At 68.8% G+C, this 12787-nt stretch carries 22 protein-coding genes; 10 read left to right on the top strand and 12 right to left on the bottom strand.

Annotated features, from left to right (window positions below; genetic code table 11):
- Positions 1 to 67 precede the first annotated feature (67 nt).
- A complete protein-coding gene (locus tag QCD70_RS06510) occupies positions 68 to 1675 on the top strand; it encodes a phytoene desaturase family protein (protein ID WP_301214353.1) in 1608 nt (535 codons plus the stop codon).
- Between the two features lie 53 nt (positions 1676 to 1728).
- Positions 1729 to 2022 carry a hypothetical protein gene (locus QCD70_RS06505; RefSeq protein WP_301214351.1) on the top strand — a complete coding sequence of 98 codons (294 nt, stop codon included), beginning with the start codon at positions 1729 to 1731 and terminating at the stop codon, positions 2020 to 2022.
- 24 nt (positions 2023 to 2046) lie between these two features.
- On the opposite strand, the gene QCD70_RS06500 is transcribed toward QCD70_RS06505, so the two are convergent.
- Positions 2047 to 3027 (bottom strand): DNA-3-methyladenine glycosylase family protein, encoded by a 981-nt coding sequence (locus tag QCD70_RS06500; protein ID WP_301214349.1) that lies wholly within the window; start codon positions 3025 to 3027, stop codon positions 2047 to 2049.
- A 109-nt stretch (positions 3028 to 3136) separates the two neighbouring features.
- Here QCD70_RS06500 and QCD70_RS06495 point away from each other — a divergent pair, with 109 nt between their 5' ends.
- Positions 3137 to 3460 carry a hypothetical protein gene (locus tag QCD70_RS06495; protein WP_301214346.1) on the top strand — a complete coding sequence of 108 codons (324 nt, stop codon included), beginning with the start codon at positions 3137 to 3139 and terminating at the stop codon, positions 3458 to 3460.
- A 22-nt stretch (positions 3461 to 3482) separates the two neighbouring features.
- Here the strand turns inward: QCD70_RS06495 and QCD70_RS06490 are convergent, their stop codons facing one another.
- Positions 3483 to 3716, bottom strand: coding sequence for a hypothetical protein (locus QCD70_RS06490; protein WP_301214344.1), 234 nt, complete (start codon positions 3714 to 3716; stop codon positions 3483 to 3485).
- 154 nt (positions 3717 to 3870) lie between these two features.
- Between QCD70_RS06490 and QCD70_RS06485 the strand changes: the two genes are divergently transcribed.
- The 3 genes from QCD70_RS06485 to QCD70_RS06475 are packed head-to-tail and all read left to right on the top strand — an operon-like array spanning position 3871 to position 5769.
- Positions 3871 to 5025, top strand: coding sequence for an inorganic phosphate transporter (locus QCD70_RS06485; RefSeq protein ID WP_301214342.1), 1155 nt, complete (start codon positions 3871 to 3873; stop codon positions 5023 to 5025).
- 2 nt (positions 5026 to 5027) lie between these two features.
- Positions 5028 to 5345, top strand: coding sequence for a hypothetical protein (locus QCD70_RS06480; RefSeq protein WP_301214340.1), 318 nt, complete (start codon positions 5028 to 5030; stop codon positions 5343 to 5345).
- A gap of 28 nt (positions 5346 to 5373) precedes the next feature.
- The gene (locus QCD70_RS06475; RefSeq protein WP_301214338.1) at positions 5374 to 5769 is read left to right on the top strand and encodes a YchJ family protein; all 396 of its coding nucleotides are present in this window, start codon (positions 5374 to 5376) and stop codon (positions 5767 to 5769) included.
- A gap of 87 nt (positions 5770 to 5856) precedes the next feature.
- On the opposite strand, the gene QCD70_RS06470 is transcribed toward QCD70_RS06475, so the two are convergent.
- From QCD70_RS06470 to QCD70_RS19295, 10 genes are all read right to left on the bottom strand, one after another.
- Positions 5857 to 6213 carry a hypothetical protein gene (locus tag QCD70_RS06470; RefSeq protein ID WP_301214336.1) on the bottom strand — a complete coding sequence of 119 codons (357 nt, stop codon included), beginning with the start codon at positions 6211 to 6213 and terminating at the stop codon, positions 5857 to 5859.
- A 44-nt stretch (positions 6214 to 6257) separates the two neighbouring features.
- Positions 6258 to 6467 carry a hypothetical protein gene (locus QCD70_RS06465; protein ID WP_301214334.1) on the bottom strand — a complete coding sequence of 70 codons (210 nt, stop codon included), beginning with the start codon at positions 6465 to 6467 and terminating at the stop codon, positions 6258 to 6260.
- Positions 6468 to 6488: 21 nt separating this feature from the next.
- The gene (locus tag QCD70_RS06460) at positions 6489 to 7094 is read right to left on the bottom strand and encodes a hypothetical protein (RefSeq protein WP_301214332.1); all 606 of its coding nucleotides are present in this window, start codon (positions 7092 to 7094) and stop codon (positions 6489 to 6491) included.
- On the bottom strand, positions 7091 to 7675 hold the full coding sequence (locus QCD70_RS06455; protein ID WP_301214330.1) for a DUF6286 domain-containing protein: 585 nt from the start codon (positions 7673 to 7675) through the stop codon (positions 7091 to 7093). The genes QCD70_RS06460 and QCD70_RS06455 overlap by 4 nt, the downstream gene beginning before the upstream one ends.
- Positions 7672 to 8052: a hypothetical protein gene (locus QCD70_RS06450; protein WP_301214328.1), complete on the bottom strand. Its 381-nt coding sequence runs from the start codon at positions 8050 to 8052 to the stop codon at positions 7672 to 7674. Before QCD70_RS06450 ends, QCD70_RS06455 begins: the two co-directional genes overlap by 4 nt.
- Entirely contained in the window at positions 8049 to 8246 is a 198-nt protein-coding gene (locus QCD70_RS06445; protein WP_301214326.1) for a DUF2273 domain-containing protein, read from the bottom strand. Before QCD70_RS06445 ends, QCD70_RS06450 begins: the two co-directional genes overlap by 4 nt.
- Positions 8243 to 8686 carry an Asp23/Gls24 family envelope stress response protein gene (locus tag QCD70_RS06440; protein WP_301214325.1) on the bottom strand — a complete coding sequence of 148 codons (444 nt, stop codon included), beginning with the start codon at positions 8684 to 8686 and terminating at the stop codon, positions 8243 to 8245. The genes QCD70_RS06445 and QCD70_RS06440 overlap by 4 nt, the downstream gene beginning before the upstream one ends.
- Positions 8687 to 8825: 139 nt before the next feature.
- Complete coding sequence (locus QCD70_RS06435) at positions 8826 to 9188, bottom strand: hypothetical protein (protein WP_301214324.1); 363 nt, start codon at positions 9186 to 9188, stop codon at positions 8826 to 8828.
- Positions 9189 to 9205: 17 nt separating this feature from the next.
- Complete coding sequence (locus tag QCD70_RS06430) at positions 9206 to 9505, bottom strand: DUF7882 family protein (RefSeq protein WP_301214323.1); 300 nt, start codon at positions 9503 to 9505, stop codon at positions 9206 to 9208.
- Between the two features lie 82 nt (positions 9506 to 9587).
- Positions 9588 to 9869, bottom strand: coding sequence for a CsbD family protein (locus tag QCD70_RS19295; RefSeq protein ID WP_441004921.1), 282 nt, complete (start codon positions 9867 to 9869; stop codon positions 9588 to 9590).
- 158 nt (positions 9870 to 10027) lie between these two features.
- Here QCD70_RS19295 and QCD70_RS06420 point away from each other — a divergent pair, with 158 nt between their 5' ends.
- Genes QCD70_RS06420 through QCD70_RS06405 form a run of 4 tightly spaced genes read left to right on the top strand, consistent with a single transcriptional unit; the run spans position 10028 to position 12703 of the window.
- The gene (locus tag QCD70_RS06420; RefSeq protein WP_301214322.1) at positions 10028 to 10363 is read left to right on the top strand and encodes a hypothetical protein; all 336 of its coding nucleotides are present in this window, start codon (positions 10028 to 10030) and stop codon (positions 10361 to 10363) included.
- Between the two features lie 47 nt (positions 10364 to 10410).
- Complete coding sequence (locus QCD70_RS06415; protein ID WP_301214321.1) at positions 10411 to 11343, top strand: alpha/beta hydrolase; 933 nt, start codon at positions 10411 to 10413, stop codon at positions 11341 to 11343.
- Between the two features lie 37 nt (positions 11344 to 11380).
- Positions 11381 to 12022 (top strand): DedA family protein, encoded by a 642-nt coding sequence (locus QCD70_RS06410; protein WP_301214320.1) that lies wholly within the window; start codon positions 11381 to 11383, stop codon positions 12020 to 12022.
- Between the two features lie 30 nt (positions 12023 to 12052).
- Complete coding sequence (locus tag QCD70_RS06405) at positions 12053 to 12703, top strand: GNAT family N-acetyltransferase (protein WP_301214319.1); 651 nt, start codon at positions 12053 to 12055, stop codon at positions 12701 to 12703.
- The last annotated feature ends 84 nt before the right edge of the window (positions 12704 to 12787 follow it).

The following is a 12787-nucleotide window of genomic DNA, read 5'->3' as shown; positions in this document are numbered from 1 at the left end:
CCGAGGATATGGCGTGGGTGCCCCCAACGCCCGGAGGCGGAGCGCACCCCGCAACTATGCTCGACGCATGAGCACTGCAGCCGTTCCCGATTCGGCCGACATCGTGATCGTGGGCGGGGGCCACAACGGCCTCGTCGCGGCCGCCTACCTCGCCAAGGCGGGCCTCGAGGTGCTGCTGCTCGAACGACTCGACCACACGGGCGGGGCGGCCGTCTCCGCGCAGGCATTCGCGGGCCACGACGCGCGGCTCTCGCGCTACTCCTACCTCGTGAGCCTGCTTCCCCAGCGCATCATCGACGACCTCGGCCTCGACCTCATCCTGCTGCGCCGCCGCTACTCCTCCTACACTCCGCTGCCCGGCACCTCGACAGGCCTGCTCATCGACACCGGCGACTCCGAGGCCACGGCGGCGTCGTTCGCGGCGATCGGGGCCGAACCGGATGCGCAGGGTCTCGCGCGGTTCCAGGGTCGCGCGGCGCGACTCGCCGAGACGCTGTGGCCGAGCCTCACGGAGCCGCTGATGACGCGGTCGGAAGCCCGCGCTCTGGTCGGCGACGACGACGCCTGGAACGCTTTCATCGAGCATCCCCTCGCCGGAGCCATCGAGGCCGACGTCGAGAACGACCTCGTGCGGGGTGTGCTGCTGACCGATGGGCTCATCGGAACATTCGCCCGAGCATCCGGCGGTGACCTCTCGCAGAACCGCTGTTTTCTCTATCACGTGATCGGCGGGGGAACCGGAGACTGGGATGTGCCCGTCGGCGGCATGGGCGCCGTGAGCGGCGCGCTCTGGCACGCGGCCACCGAGGCCGGCGCCACCATCGTGACAGGCGCGGAGGTCACGGCGGTCGACCCCGATGGCACCGTGTCGTTCACCCTCGGCGGGTCGCAGCGGGTCGCGCACGCCGGCCAGGTGCTGTCGAACGTCGCCCCCTGGGTGCTCGACCGCCTGCTCGGCGAGGCCGGCGCCGAGGGCGCGACCGTTCACCCCAAACCGGAGGGCGCCCAGGTGAAGGTCAACCTGCTGCTCTCGCGCCTGCCGAAGCTGCTCGACGACAGCGTGTCTCCCGAGGCCGCCTTCGGGGGCACGTTCCACATCCACGAGGGCTACGCCGAGCTCGACCGCGCCGTGGATGCGGCGGAGGCGGGCGCTCTCCCGTCGCCGCTGCCCGCCGAGATCTATTGCCACTCTCTCACCGATCCGTCGATCCTGTCGCCCGAGCTGCAGGCATCCGGCGCCCAGACCCTCACCGTGTTCGGCCTGCACGTGCCCTCTCGCCTGATCACCGCGGAGAACAACGACGAGATGCGCGATCGTCTGCAGGCGGCGGTCATCGAGTCGCTGAACAGCGTGCTCGCCGAGCCGATCGAGGGATGCCTGCTGCTCGATTCAGAGGGACGGCCCTGCATCGAGACCAAGACCACGCTCGACATCGAACGCGCGCTGGGCATGCCGGGCGGCAACATCTTCCACGGACCGCTGTCGTGGCCGTTCGTCGATGACGGTGCCGCGCTCGAGAGCCCGGGCGAGCGCTGGGGTGTCGCGACCGGTCACGACCGCATCCTGCTCTGCGGTTCGGGCGCCCGCCGCGGCGGAGCCGTGAGCGGCCTCGGAGGCCACAACGCGGCGATGGCTGTTCTCGAGCTTCGTTCGCAGGCGCCCGCCAGTAGCTGATCGTTACTCAATACTCTTGACTCTCACTGAGTCATTGTGGCTACGATGGCTCAATGATTGACGGGGGCTTCGACGACATCGAGAATCCGTTCGACGTCGACTCGGGGCTGATGCGACACTGGCTGGCGGGCACCGCCACCATCGTCTCGGTCAACCGCACGGGCGAGTGGGTCGACCGCAACGAGTTCTTCGACGTGACGCTCGAGATCGACCTCGAGGGGGTCGAGGTCTATGAGCTCCACCAACGTCAGCTGATTCCGGAGAAGGCGCAGTTCGAGTGGCAACCCGGAATCGAAGTCGGCGTGCTGGTGAACCCGGCCGACCACTCGAAGGCCGTGCTGAGGTAGTCCGCTGGCCCCGCTGCCTGCCGGTCAGTGCCCGCGGTGATCCTGGATCGTCATGCGCGGACCGTGTCTCGGCTTGGCGAAGCCACTGGCGAGAATGAGCCGCACGACGCGCTGACGGTGTCCGCGCCACGGTTCGAGCAGTTCGAGCATGCCGTCGTCGTCGACGGGCGAGCCCGTGAGCGCGTAGCCCACGTGCGCCGCGAGGTGATAGTCGCCCACGCTCACCGCGTCGGGGTCGGCGTGGCTGCGCTGGGTCGTCTCGGCCGCCGTCCACCGGCCGATGCCCGGCAGGGTCTGCAGCCGTGTCGCCGCCGTCTCCGCATCCACCGTCGCCGCGCGCTCGAGGGCCGTGGCCAGCTGGCATGCCGACACCACGGTGCGACTGCGGCGCGGATCGACGCCGGCACGATGCCACTGCCACGAGGGAACGCCGCGCCACGTCTCCGCGCTGGGCGCGACGTGCATGCCCGCCGGCGCGGGGCCGGGCGCCACCTCGCCGTAGATGCGGATGAGCCGGTACCAGGCCCGGTGAGCCTCGAGCGTGGTGACCTTCTGCTCGATGATCGCGGGCACGAGCGCCTCCATGATGAGACCTGAGCGACTGAGGCGCATGCCCGGATTGCGGCGGCGCACCTCGGCGAGCGCCGGATGGGAGTGCAGCGTGAGCCCCGACCAGTCGTCGTCGGCACCGAGAAGAGCGGGCACCCGACCGATCACCCAGTGCGCGCCCGGCCCCCAGGCTCGTGCCTCGACGCCGTGCCGTCGCTGGCGCATCAGCAGTGTGGCTGCTCCCTCGGGTGTGCGCACCGTGCGCCAGAACCCCTCGGGCGTCGAGCGGCAGGTCGGGTCTCCCGTGCCCCGGGAGTGCACGCCCATCGTGCGCGCGACGTCGACCTCGTGCGCCGGCGCATAGACCGTGGCCACAGCGGCACCGGCGGCGACGTGATCGACGGCAACGTCATCGCCGACCGTGTCGACGGTGGTGCGGGGCGCTTCGAGAGTCATGGTGACGGCAGGCTAACCCGAGGTTCGGACATTCATCGCATCGACGCGTGACGATCTCCCGTCACGGCGCGTTCACCGCCCCGTCACCCCGACCTGCGAGGGTGCACCCATGCAGACGTCAACGGCGATCCTCACCGCATTCGACTCCCCCCACGCCCTCTCGGTCTTCACCGATCGGCTCGCCCGGTATCGACGTATGCCGGTGGATGCCCAGGGCTTCATCGTGTCGATTCCCGTCGCGGGGCGTGCGCTGGTGAGGCAGGAGGGCAGGTCACTCACCGTCAGCGTCGTCGCGGCAGACGAGAAAGCACTCGCCGCGTCGATGGCGGCCGTCGTTCACGAACTGCAGCAGGGCTTCGGCCGCTCCGACCTCAGGCGCAGCATCTCGGTGCGCTGGCAGCGCCGCGACGTGGTGCCGACCCCGCTGCGCTGACGCGAGCCCGGTCCACGGCGTCTCACTCGTCGAGTTCGGCCTCGAGCTGCTCCGGAGTGAGGTGCTCGCCGGGCGTCGGACGCCGGAACGGGATGTCCTTCGTGGATTCGTGCTGCTGCAGCGTGCCCTCTTCGCCGGCATCGCTGCCGGGAAGAGTGTCCGGGCCGTCGACCGGTCCGTCGTGCAGGTCGAGATCTTCGTCTCGGTCTGCGGGGTGGCGCTCGATCCGGGGTTCGAATGGCTCTGACATCGACATGCCGTTCAGGGTGCGCCGCCGAGGTTAACGGCTGCTGAGATTTCGCTTTCGGGTTGTTCATCCCGATTTAACCGTCGGGGCGTACCGTCGCCCGCGATCGCCGAACGAACCGCTTCCCGATCACCGGCAGTGCCCGATTCGAAGGGACGAAAGCGTGGATGTTCTCATCACCGTTCTGCTCGTCGTGACCATCGCCCTCGTGTTCGATTTCACGAACGGCTTCCACGACACGGCCAACGCCATGGCGACCTCGGTCGCGACAGGCGCACTCAAGCCGAAGGTGGCGGTCACCATCTCGGCCGTGCTCAACCTGGTCGGCGCCTTCCTCTCGACCGAGGTGGCGAAGACCATCTCGCAGGGCATCATCAAGGAGGGCGACGGCGGCGTGCAGATCACGCCCACGATGATCTTCGCCGGGCTCGTCGGCGCCGTGCTGTGGAACCTCGGCACCTGGTACCTCGGGCTGCCGTCGAGCTCGACCCACGCGCTCTTCGGGGGCCTCATCGGAGCGGCGATCATAGGCGCCGGCTTCGGATCGGTCGACTTCGGCGTCGTGCTCTCGAAGGTCGTGCTGCCCGCGCTCTTCTCTCCGCTCGTGGCCGGCCTCGTCGCGCTGGTGGCGACCTACGCCGCCTACCGCATCACCAAGCAGGCCCGCTCACGCGGGGCGGATGCCGGCTTCCGGCACGGGCAGACGATCTCGGCCTCCCTCGTCTCGCTCGCCCACGGCACCAACGACGCCCAGAAGACCATGGGCGTCATCACGCTCACGCTCATCGCGGCCGGCTACCAGGGGGCGGGAACGGGCCCGCAGTTCTGGGTCGTCGCATCCTGCGGTCTGGCCATCGCGCTCGGAACCTATCTCGGCGGCTGGCGCATCATGCGCACGGTCGGCAAGCGCATCACCGACGTGCAGCCGGCTCAGGGCTTCGCCGCAGAGACCAGTTCGGCCGCCACCATCCTCATCTCGTCGCACCTGGGCTTCGCCCTGTCGACCACGCAGGTCACGTCCGGCGCCGTCGTCGGCTCGGGCCTCGGCAAGAAGCTCGCCACCGTGCACTGGGGAGTCGTCGGACGCATCGCCATGGCCTGGGTGTTCACCCTGCCGGCCGCCGCCCTCGTGGGAGGACTCGCCGCCTGGATCGCGAGCACCAGCACCGTGGGACTGATCGTCGTGGCCGTGCTCGCCCTCGCCGGCGGGCTGGCGTTCGTGTTCCTCGCGCGCCGGCATCCCGTCACCCACGACAACGTGAACGACGTCGACTCGGAATCGCGTGAGCCCGAGACCGCTTCGACCGGAAAGGCCTGATCATGATCGACTCGACCGCCGCCGCCCTCGTCGCGGCCGCCGAGGGCTCGGAGAAGTTCCTCGGCGTCGACTGGGCCGCCTTCGGCATCGTCTTCGTCGTGGCCTTCGGGGCCGCCGTCGCGATCGTCGTGTTCTTCGCCCTGGGACTGCGCCTGCTGGCCGTCGGCTCCGACGACGACACGGGGGCCGACGGATCGATCGTGTCGACCGCCCGGGGCTCACGGCCTCTGGGCGCGACCGTCGGCGCGTTCGCCTGCCTCGCCGTCTGCGTCGCGGCGGTGCTCTACGGGCTGTACCTGATCATTCCGCAGTTCCACTGATCCGTGCCGCCCCAGCGATAATGGAGGGGTGGAACCGGATGCGCGCTGCCCCTGCGGCTCCGGCCTGAGCTACGGCGAGTGCTGTCGCCCGCTCCACCTCGGCGTCTCCCCCGCGCCGACGGCCGAGCGGCTCATGCGGTCGCGGTTCTCGGCGTTCGCGGTGGGCGACCCGGCGTACCTGCTGCGGTCGTGGCATCCGGCTACCCGCCCGGCGACGCTCGAGCTCGACGCCGACACGCGCTGGCTGTGGCTCGAGATCGTGCGCACCGAGCGCGGCGCCGAACGCGACGCCGACGGTGTCGTCGAATTCCGAGCGAAGTACCGGGTGGATGCGCCGGAGGGCCGATCGTCGGGCGTTCAGCACGAGATCAGCACCTTCAGCCGCGTCGACGGAGCCTGGGTCTACGTCGACGGCTCGGCCTGACATGACTGTGCCCGAATACCTCCATCTGCTCGCGCACGGGTGTCGCGAATGGAGCTATTCGGGCACAAAAGCTCGAGGGGCTGGCGGCTACCTGCGCTTGGCCAGGGCCACCACGAGCGCGACGACAGCGGCGCCCGCGAGCGCGGCGACGGTCACGAACCGGGTCGGGTTGTCCTCATAGGCCGACCGGATGCGGCTGCTGCCCTCATCGGCGAAGTCCCGGGCCGACGAAACGACATCGTCGGCCGTCTTCTCGGCCTTTCGACCGATGTCCTCGGCCACGTCGGACGATGTGCCGGCGGCATCCTTGGCGGCATCGGATGCCCGGTCGACGGTCTTCTTCACGTTGTCGTTCGCGCCGGCCTTGTCGGCGAGGTCGTGCGCGGTGTCTGCAGCCGTGTCGATGACGTCGTCGGCGGTGTGCTTCGGGGATTTCTCGGTCATGATGTGCGTTCCTTGCGTGGTGGGGCGGGAGGTGACGAGCGCAGTTACTTCGAGATCTTCTTCACGGCCTTCTTGGCGGCCTTCTGCGTCTTCTTCTGGGCGCGGGCGCGGGCCTTCTTCACGGCGGGATCGTTCCAGAAGGCCTTCGCCGTCTCGCTGATCTCCTTGTAGCGGCCGTGGCCGGCCTTGGCTCCGACGACGTAGGCGGTTGTGCCGACGGCGATCACGACGAGCCACACGAGGGGTTTGGGCATGTTCTTCTTCTTTCTCAAGGGTTACTGCAGGCGGGTGGTCTTGGTGACCCGGGCTCGGAAGCCGCCGCTGATCTGGATCAGGGCGGGCAGCTCGCGGCCGAGCAGTTCGTCGAGCGCGTGAAGCTTGGATTCGACGATCGCGGCCGCGTCTTTCGGGGAGACGCCGCGTCGGCAGGTGACGGACACCTTCAGCACGGGGGTGCGGCGCACCTTGTACGTCGAGACGTGGGAGCCGACGAACTCGGAGTGCGCGTCGAGCGCGTCCTTCAGGGCGTGCTCTGCGACCGACGACTCGATCACGGTCGACCCGTGTTCGCTCGTGGGGTCGGTCAGCGCGATTCCGGTGTGGCCGCGCCCCTGTCGGGAGATGAACACGATCAGAACGACGATGGCGATCACCAGCAGCGCGACGACGGCGATGAGCAACCAGCTCACTCCGATACCTGCGAGCTGGGTCTGCTCGAGCCAGCCCGCCACCTGGTCGGTGACCTGCCCGCTCGTGTCCTTCCAGGCATCCCGAACGAACGGGACGAGCACGGCGGCGGCCGCGGCCGCACCGACGACGAGCAGCAGCAGGCCGCAGACGAAGATCAGCAGCCTGTTGGCTGCGCGATTGGTGCTGTTCATGCGCCTACCTTCGCTTTCTCTGCGATCTGAACCCGTGCCCGAACGGTTGGGCGCAGGCCGTATGCGTCGAGCTGGGCTGTCACGGCCTCGGTCACGTCGTCGCGATTGGCCGGGATCCCGGATGTGGGGGTGAGGTCCACCACGGCGCGGCGGTGGGAGACCGACACGGTGGTGTTGTCGGGGTCGACATTGCCCGCGTACGACGCGTGCCGGGCCAGGGCGGATGCGATGACCTCGTTGTCGACGACGGTCGCCGCACGCTCGGTGTCGATCACGTGCCGGGCACGGCGGCCAGGCGAGAGCGACAGGATGATCAGCACGAGGCCGATCACCGCTGCGACGATTCCCGCGGCCGCAACGATCGCTGCCGGCTGCTCGGCGAGGCCCAGGGCCGACGTGAACATGTCGGATGGCGCGACCAGCAGTGCGGGAAGCCCGAGCAGGGCGATCACGACCTCGGTGCCCACCCAGGCGAACACGACGATCAGCACGACCGCGAGAACGATGGCGAGCAACGACCGCGGCGAGTGGGTCTCGCGTCGACTGATCCGAGCGTAGAGAGCCTTGTTGTCGGAACTCATTTCACTCTCTCCTCTGGCTGGATGGTGACGCCGGAGACCTTCACGGTGACGCGGGCGATCTCAGACCCGGTGAGCGCACTCACCCGGTCGCGGATCGTCGTCTGCGCCTGGCCGGCCCTGTCGAGGATCGTTCCGCCCGATCGTGCGACGACCGAGTTGTCGGTGCTCACTCGATCGAGCGAGACGATCCGGATGGGGGTGGTCACGACCAGGGCCAGCGCACCCGTGTGGTCGGCGAGTTCGACGCCCACGCGCGCGGCGTCGACCCCGAGGGCGTCGGCGGTGACCGCCGACACGACCTTGTTCAGGGCCTTCGACGTGACACGGGTGCGACCGCGCTGTGCCGCTCCGGTCTCGGTCGTCGAGCCGATGCTCATGACGAGGAGCGCTTGCCGCGGAATGCGTCGACAAGACTGGTCACGTCGAGCTTGCCCTCGATGACGCGGCCGACGAGGGCGCCGATGGCCATCGCGATGGCGACGAAGAAGAACGCCCAGAATCCGAGCACGATCCAGGTGAGCGCGAGGACCGCGCCGATGATGATGCCCGTGCGGGTTGCCGAGGTGGTCACTGGACTCGTGCCTCTGCTGCGTCGTCGTTGTTGTCGTCGGAGGGCAGGTGCACGTCGTTGACGGTCACGTTGACCTCGGTGACCTCGAGCCCGACGATCGTCTCGACGGCGCGGATGACGTTGTCGCGAACGCCGTCGGCCACGTCCTGCAGGGGCGCGGGGTACTCGGCGACGATGGTGACGTCGACGGCGACCTGCTTCTCGCCGACCTCGACGTTGATGCCCTGGCTCTGGTCTGCACCGGCGACGGCCTCGCGGATGGCGCCGAACGCACGGGCCGCTCCGCCTCCGAGGGCGAAGACACCGCGGGATTCGCGGGCGGCGATGCCGGCGACCTTGGCGACGACTCCATCGTTGATGGTGGTCTTGCCGAGGGTGCTCGACACGGGCAGGGCGGTCGCCGCGGCGGCGGGAGTGGCGGGTGTGGGCGTGGTGGCCATGATGATCTCCTTGGTATGAGTGCCCGGGTGCTCCGGGGCTTCGTGCTGCTTCATGGATAGGACGTGTGCTGCGGCCCGTTCGTCACGAAAGAATCCGAAAATCTTTTCCGCGTCTGTCGGGAGCCGCGAGTTCGGTCGGTCAGGGCAGCAGTTGCTGCAGCCTGCCGACCCAGTCGACGATGGTGGGGATCGCCTCGCCGGCCTCTGCCGCGGCCGCTCCGGCGCCCGCGGCCAGCGGATACACCGATACGACGAGCGCGGCGATCACAGCGGCGACGGCGCAGATCCAGGCGAGCGCACCGCGACGGATGCGCAGGATGAGCGCCAGGAATCCGGCGGCCAGCGCGTAGCCGCCGAGGACGGCGACGGTCATGCTCGTGACGGGGAAGTCGACGAACGGGGCCGCCGCCGCTGCGGAGGCGACGAGCCCCGCGACCGGCACGAGCACGACCGCCGCGACGATGATCGTCGTGACGACTCCCGTGCCGAGCGCGAACCACACGCTCCGCGGACGGCGCCTCACCGTTCTGTCTCAGACGGTTCGGGCACGACCTCGAGGCCGGTGGCCGAGTTCGCCGTGCGCATGAGCGCATCCACCCAGGCGCGGTTGAGCGCCGGGTGCCTCTTGCCAGAGAAGCTGAACGCGAGCGGGATCGCGGGATGCAGCCACATCATGTGGTGGCCGCGGTCGTTCTCCCACGAGAGGGCGAAGCTCTCGCCCCGTCGGAGTTTGGCCAGCACGACCACGCGCACGTGGTTCAGCGGCCTGTCGTCGAGGATCATTTCGACCCCCGAGTTGCCATAGATGATTTTTCCCATCAGGGTCCTGTCGGTGATTCGGATGCTTCGACCCCGGCCTCGTGGACGAGGCCGGGGTCGAAGACGGTGCTGTGTGATGCGATCAGTGCTTGAAGGCGTCCTTGACGTTCTCGCCGGCCTTCTTGGCGTCGGCCTTGGCCTGGTCGGCCTTGCCCTCCGCGACCTTGCTGTCGTCGTTGGTGAGGTTTCCGAGTGCTTCCTTCGCCTTGCCCTTGAGGTCTTCGGCGGCGTTCTGGATCTTGTCTGCTGCGCTCATGATGTCGTTCCTGTTCTTCTCGGGTTCGCCCGGTTCGCGGGTGCGGCCGGCGGGAGTCGTCCACGTTCGCGGGTCGATGTCGAAACCGACGACATCGACTCCTGTCAAGACTTCGATGAAGAAATCCGTGTGTGCGACTCTTACCCGTAGGACGCATGTCGACGCCCGATCGTCACGCCCCAGGCGTGCGAAAAAGCTGAGAAACGGCTGCATGCCGAACCCGCTCGGGGGAGTTCGACCCGAGCCTGATGCAGAGGAACACCCGCATGGCCGATTCCCCCGCGAGCGCGCTCGCAGTCGAGATCGAGAAGGCCCTCCGTGATGTCGACGGCGTGACCGCCATCTATTCGAGCGCCCCCATCGTCGAGGTCGTCGCCGAGGAGGTCGGCGCAGCCGTCGTCCCCGCACCCGCCGTTCCGGCCCCGCTGATCAGTGTGGAGGCGGGCGAGCAGGGTACGACCGTCACCGCGGTCATCGGCGTCGACGAGCGCGTGCCCGCCCACCAGACGGGTCGCGCAGCCCACGACCACATCGTCGACCTGCTCGCCCGCACGAGCGTGCAGGCCGACGTCACGGTGCGGATCGCGATGATCTCGAGCTGAGCTCGTACCGGAGACTGTTGTACGGTTGCGTCAATCGAGGAGGACTCATGAGCGCCTTTCACCCGGATCTCGCTATCGGCCGCTTCATTCCGCGGTTCTCGTTCGGGCCGCGAGTGGTGTCGGTGATGAGCCGCGTTCCGCAGCGCACGCCGACCACGCCCGAGGACATGCTGATCGACGAGATCACGGTGCCCGGCGCTCCCGGAGGTCCTGCCGTCTCGCTGCGGGTGTACCGACCGAGAACGCTGACCGGGCCGGCGCCCGCGCTGTTCTGGATCCACGGCGGTGGTTTCCTCCAGGGCGACCCCGTCCAGGATGAGCGCTCCAGCATCGACTTCGCCCGTACGCTGGGGATCACGGTGGTAGGCCTGCGCTACCGGCTCGGCCCCGAGCATCCGTCGCCCGCCGCGATCGAGGATGCCTACGCCGGCCTCAGCTGGCTCGCCGAGCATGCGGTCGAGCGGGGGGTCGACCCCGAGCGCATCGCCATCGGAGGCGCGAGCGCGGGCGGCGGACTCGCCGCGGCACTCGCCCTCTATGCGCATGACAGGGGCGAGATCACTCCCGCCTTCCAGCTGCTGGTGTATCCCATGCTCGACGACCGCACGGCTCTGCGCGACGATCTCGACACCCGCTCCGTGCGCATCTGGACCCCGGGCAGCAACCGCTACGGCTGGTCGTCGTACCTCGGCACCGCCCCCGGCGGTCCCGGCATCTCGCCTTACGCGGCGCCCGCGCGGCGCGACGACCTCTCGGGTCTGCCGCCCGCGTGGATCGGGGTGGGGTCGCTCGACCTCTTCCTCGAGGAGGATCTCGAGTACGCGCGCAGGCTGCGCGAGGCCGGCGTGCCCTGCGAGAGCACCGTGGTGAAAGGGGCGTTCCACGGCTTCGACGTGCTGTTCGCAGAGAAGCCCGTCTCGCGACGGTTCTGGCGGGCGCAGGCCGCCGCGCTTCGGGGCGCGCTGTTCCCAGCCCCTTAGGAGGCTGGGCTGTCGCGGGCATGCCACCCTTGAAGAGATGATTCGAACAGCAGGCAACCCCACCGAGCTCGGCGGGCTCGCCGGCTTCGCGCTCACCCTGATGGAAGGCATCGGCGAGTGGGGCGTGGGGCTCTTCACCCTGATCGAGACCGTCTTCCCGCCCATTCCGAGCGAGGTCATCCTGCCGCTCGCGGGTTTTCTGGCGCAGCGCGGCGAGCTGAGCATCGTGCTCGTGGTGATCACCAGCACGCTGGGCGCCTACGTGGGTTCGCTCGTTCTGTACTGGCTCGGCGCCAAGCTCGGCATGGACAGGGCGATCGCGGGGCTGTCGAAGCTGCCGCTCGTCGACAAAGAGGACTTCGAGAAGGCCGCGTCGTGGTTCTCACGGCACGGCAAGTCGGCCGTGTTCTTCGGCCGGTTCATTCCGGGCGTGCGCAGCCTCATCTCCCTTCCCGCCGGCGCCGAGCGCATGAACCTGGTGAGCTTCAGCATCTTCACGATCGCGGGCAGCGCCATCTGGAACGGCCTGCTGATCGGCCTCGGCGCAGCCCTCGGAACGCAGTACGAGCTCATCGAGAAGTACAGCGACTATCTCAACTACGTCGTCTACGCGGCGATCGCCGGCGTGGTCGTATGGCTCGTGGTTCGCCGCATCCGCCGTCACCGCGCGACCGCCTGACGCCCGCGGCGTCGAGTACTCTGGGGCACCATGCTGACCCTCGACGACGTGTGGCCCCTCTTCGGCCTGCGGCTCCGCACGCCCCGGCTCGAGCTGCGGCTGATGCGCGACGACGATCTTCCGGCCGTCGTCGAGGCCGTGCTGGCGGGCATCCACCCTGCCGATCGCATGCCGTTCGATTCGCCGTGGACCGACGCCGAGCCCGAGCAGCTCGCCCGTGACTTCGCGAAGTACCACTGGCACCTCCGCACCACCGTGCAGCCCGGCACCTGGACCCTCGACTTCGTCGTTCTGCACGAAGGCCGCGTCATCGGCATGCAGGACGTTCGGGCCGAGAACCTCGCCCGCACGAAGACCATCTCGTCGGGCTCCTGGCTCACGCGGTCAGCGCAGGGCCAGGGGTTCGGAACCGAGATGCGGGCCGCCATCCTGCTCTTCGCCTTCGACCATCTCGCCGTCGAGGCGGCTGAGTCGAGTGCGGCCACGTGGAACGAATCCTCGCTCGGTGTCTCGCACCGCTTGGGCTATCTCGACGATGGACAAACGGAGGTCGAGCCCCGCCCGGGCGAGCGCAACACGATGCAGAAGCTCCGCCTCGAGCGAGAGAACTTCGCCCGCCCGGACTGGTCCCTTGACGTGCACGGCGCAGCGGCAGCCCAAGCCGAACTCCTCAGGCCGTAGGCGACTGTTGCTTATCGCGACAGATGTTGCCGGGCGACCGGCAACATCCGTCGCCCCGAGCAACACTCGCGAGCGGCGGGCGCC

Origin of the sequence: Agreia sp. PsM10 (genome assembly GCF_030433855.1) — a bacterium.
Classification (GTDB): domain Bacteria; phylum Actinomycetota; class Actinomycetes; order Actinomycetales; family Microbacteriaceae; genus Agreia.
This window is presented reverse-complemented; position numbering and strand designations above follow the sequence as displayed.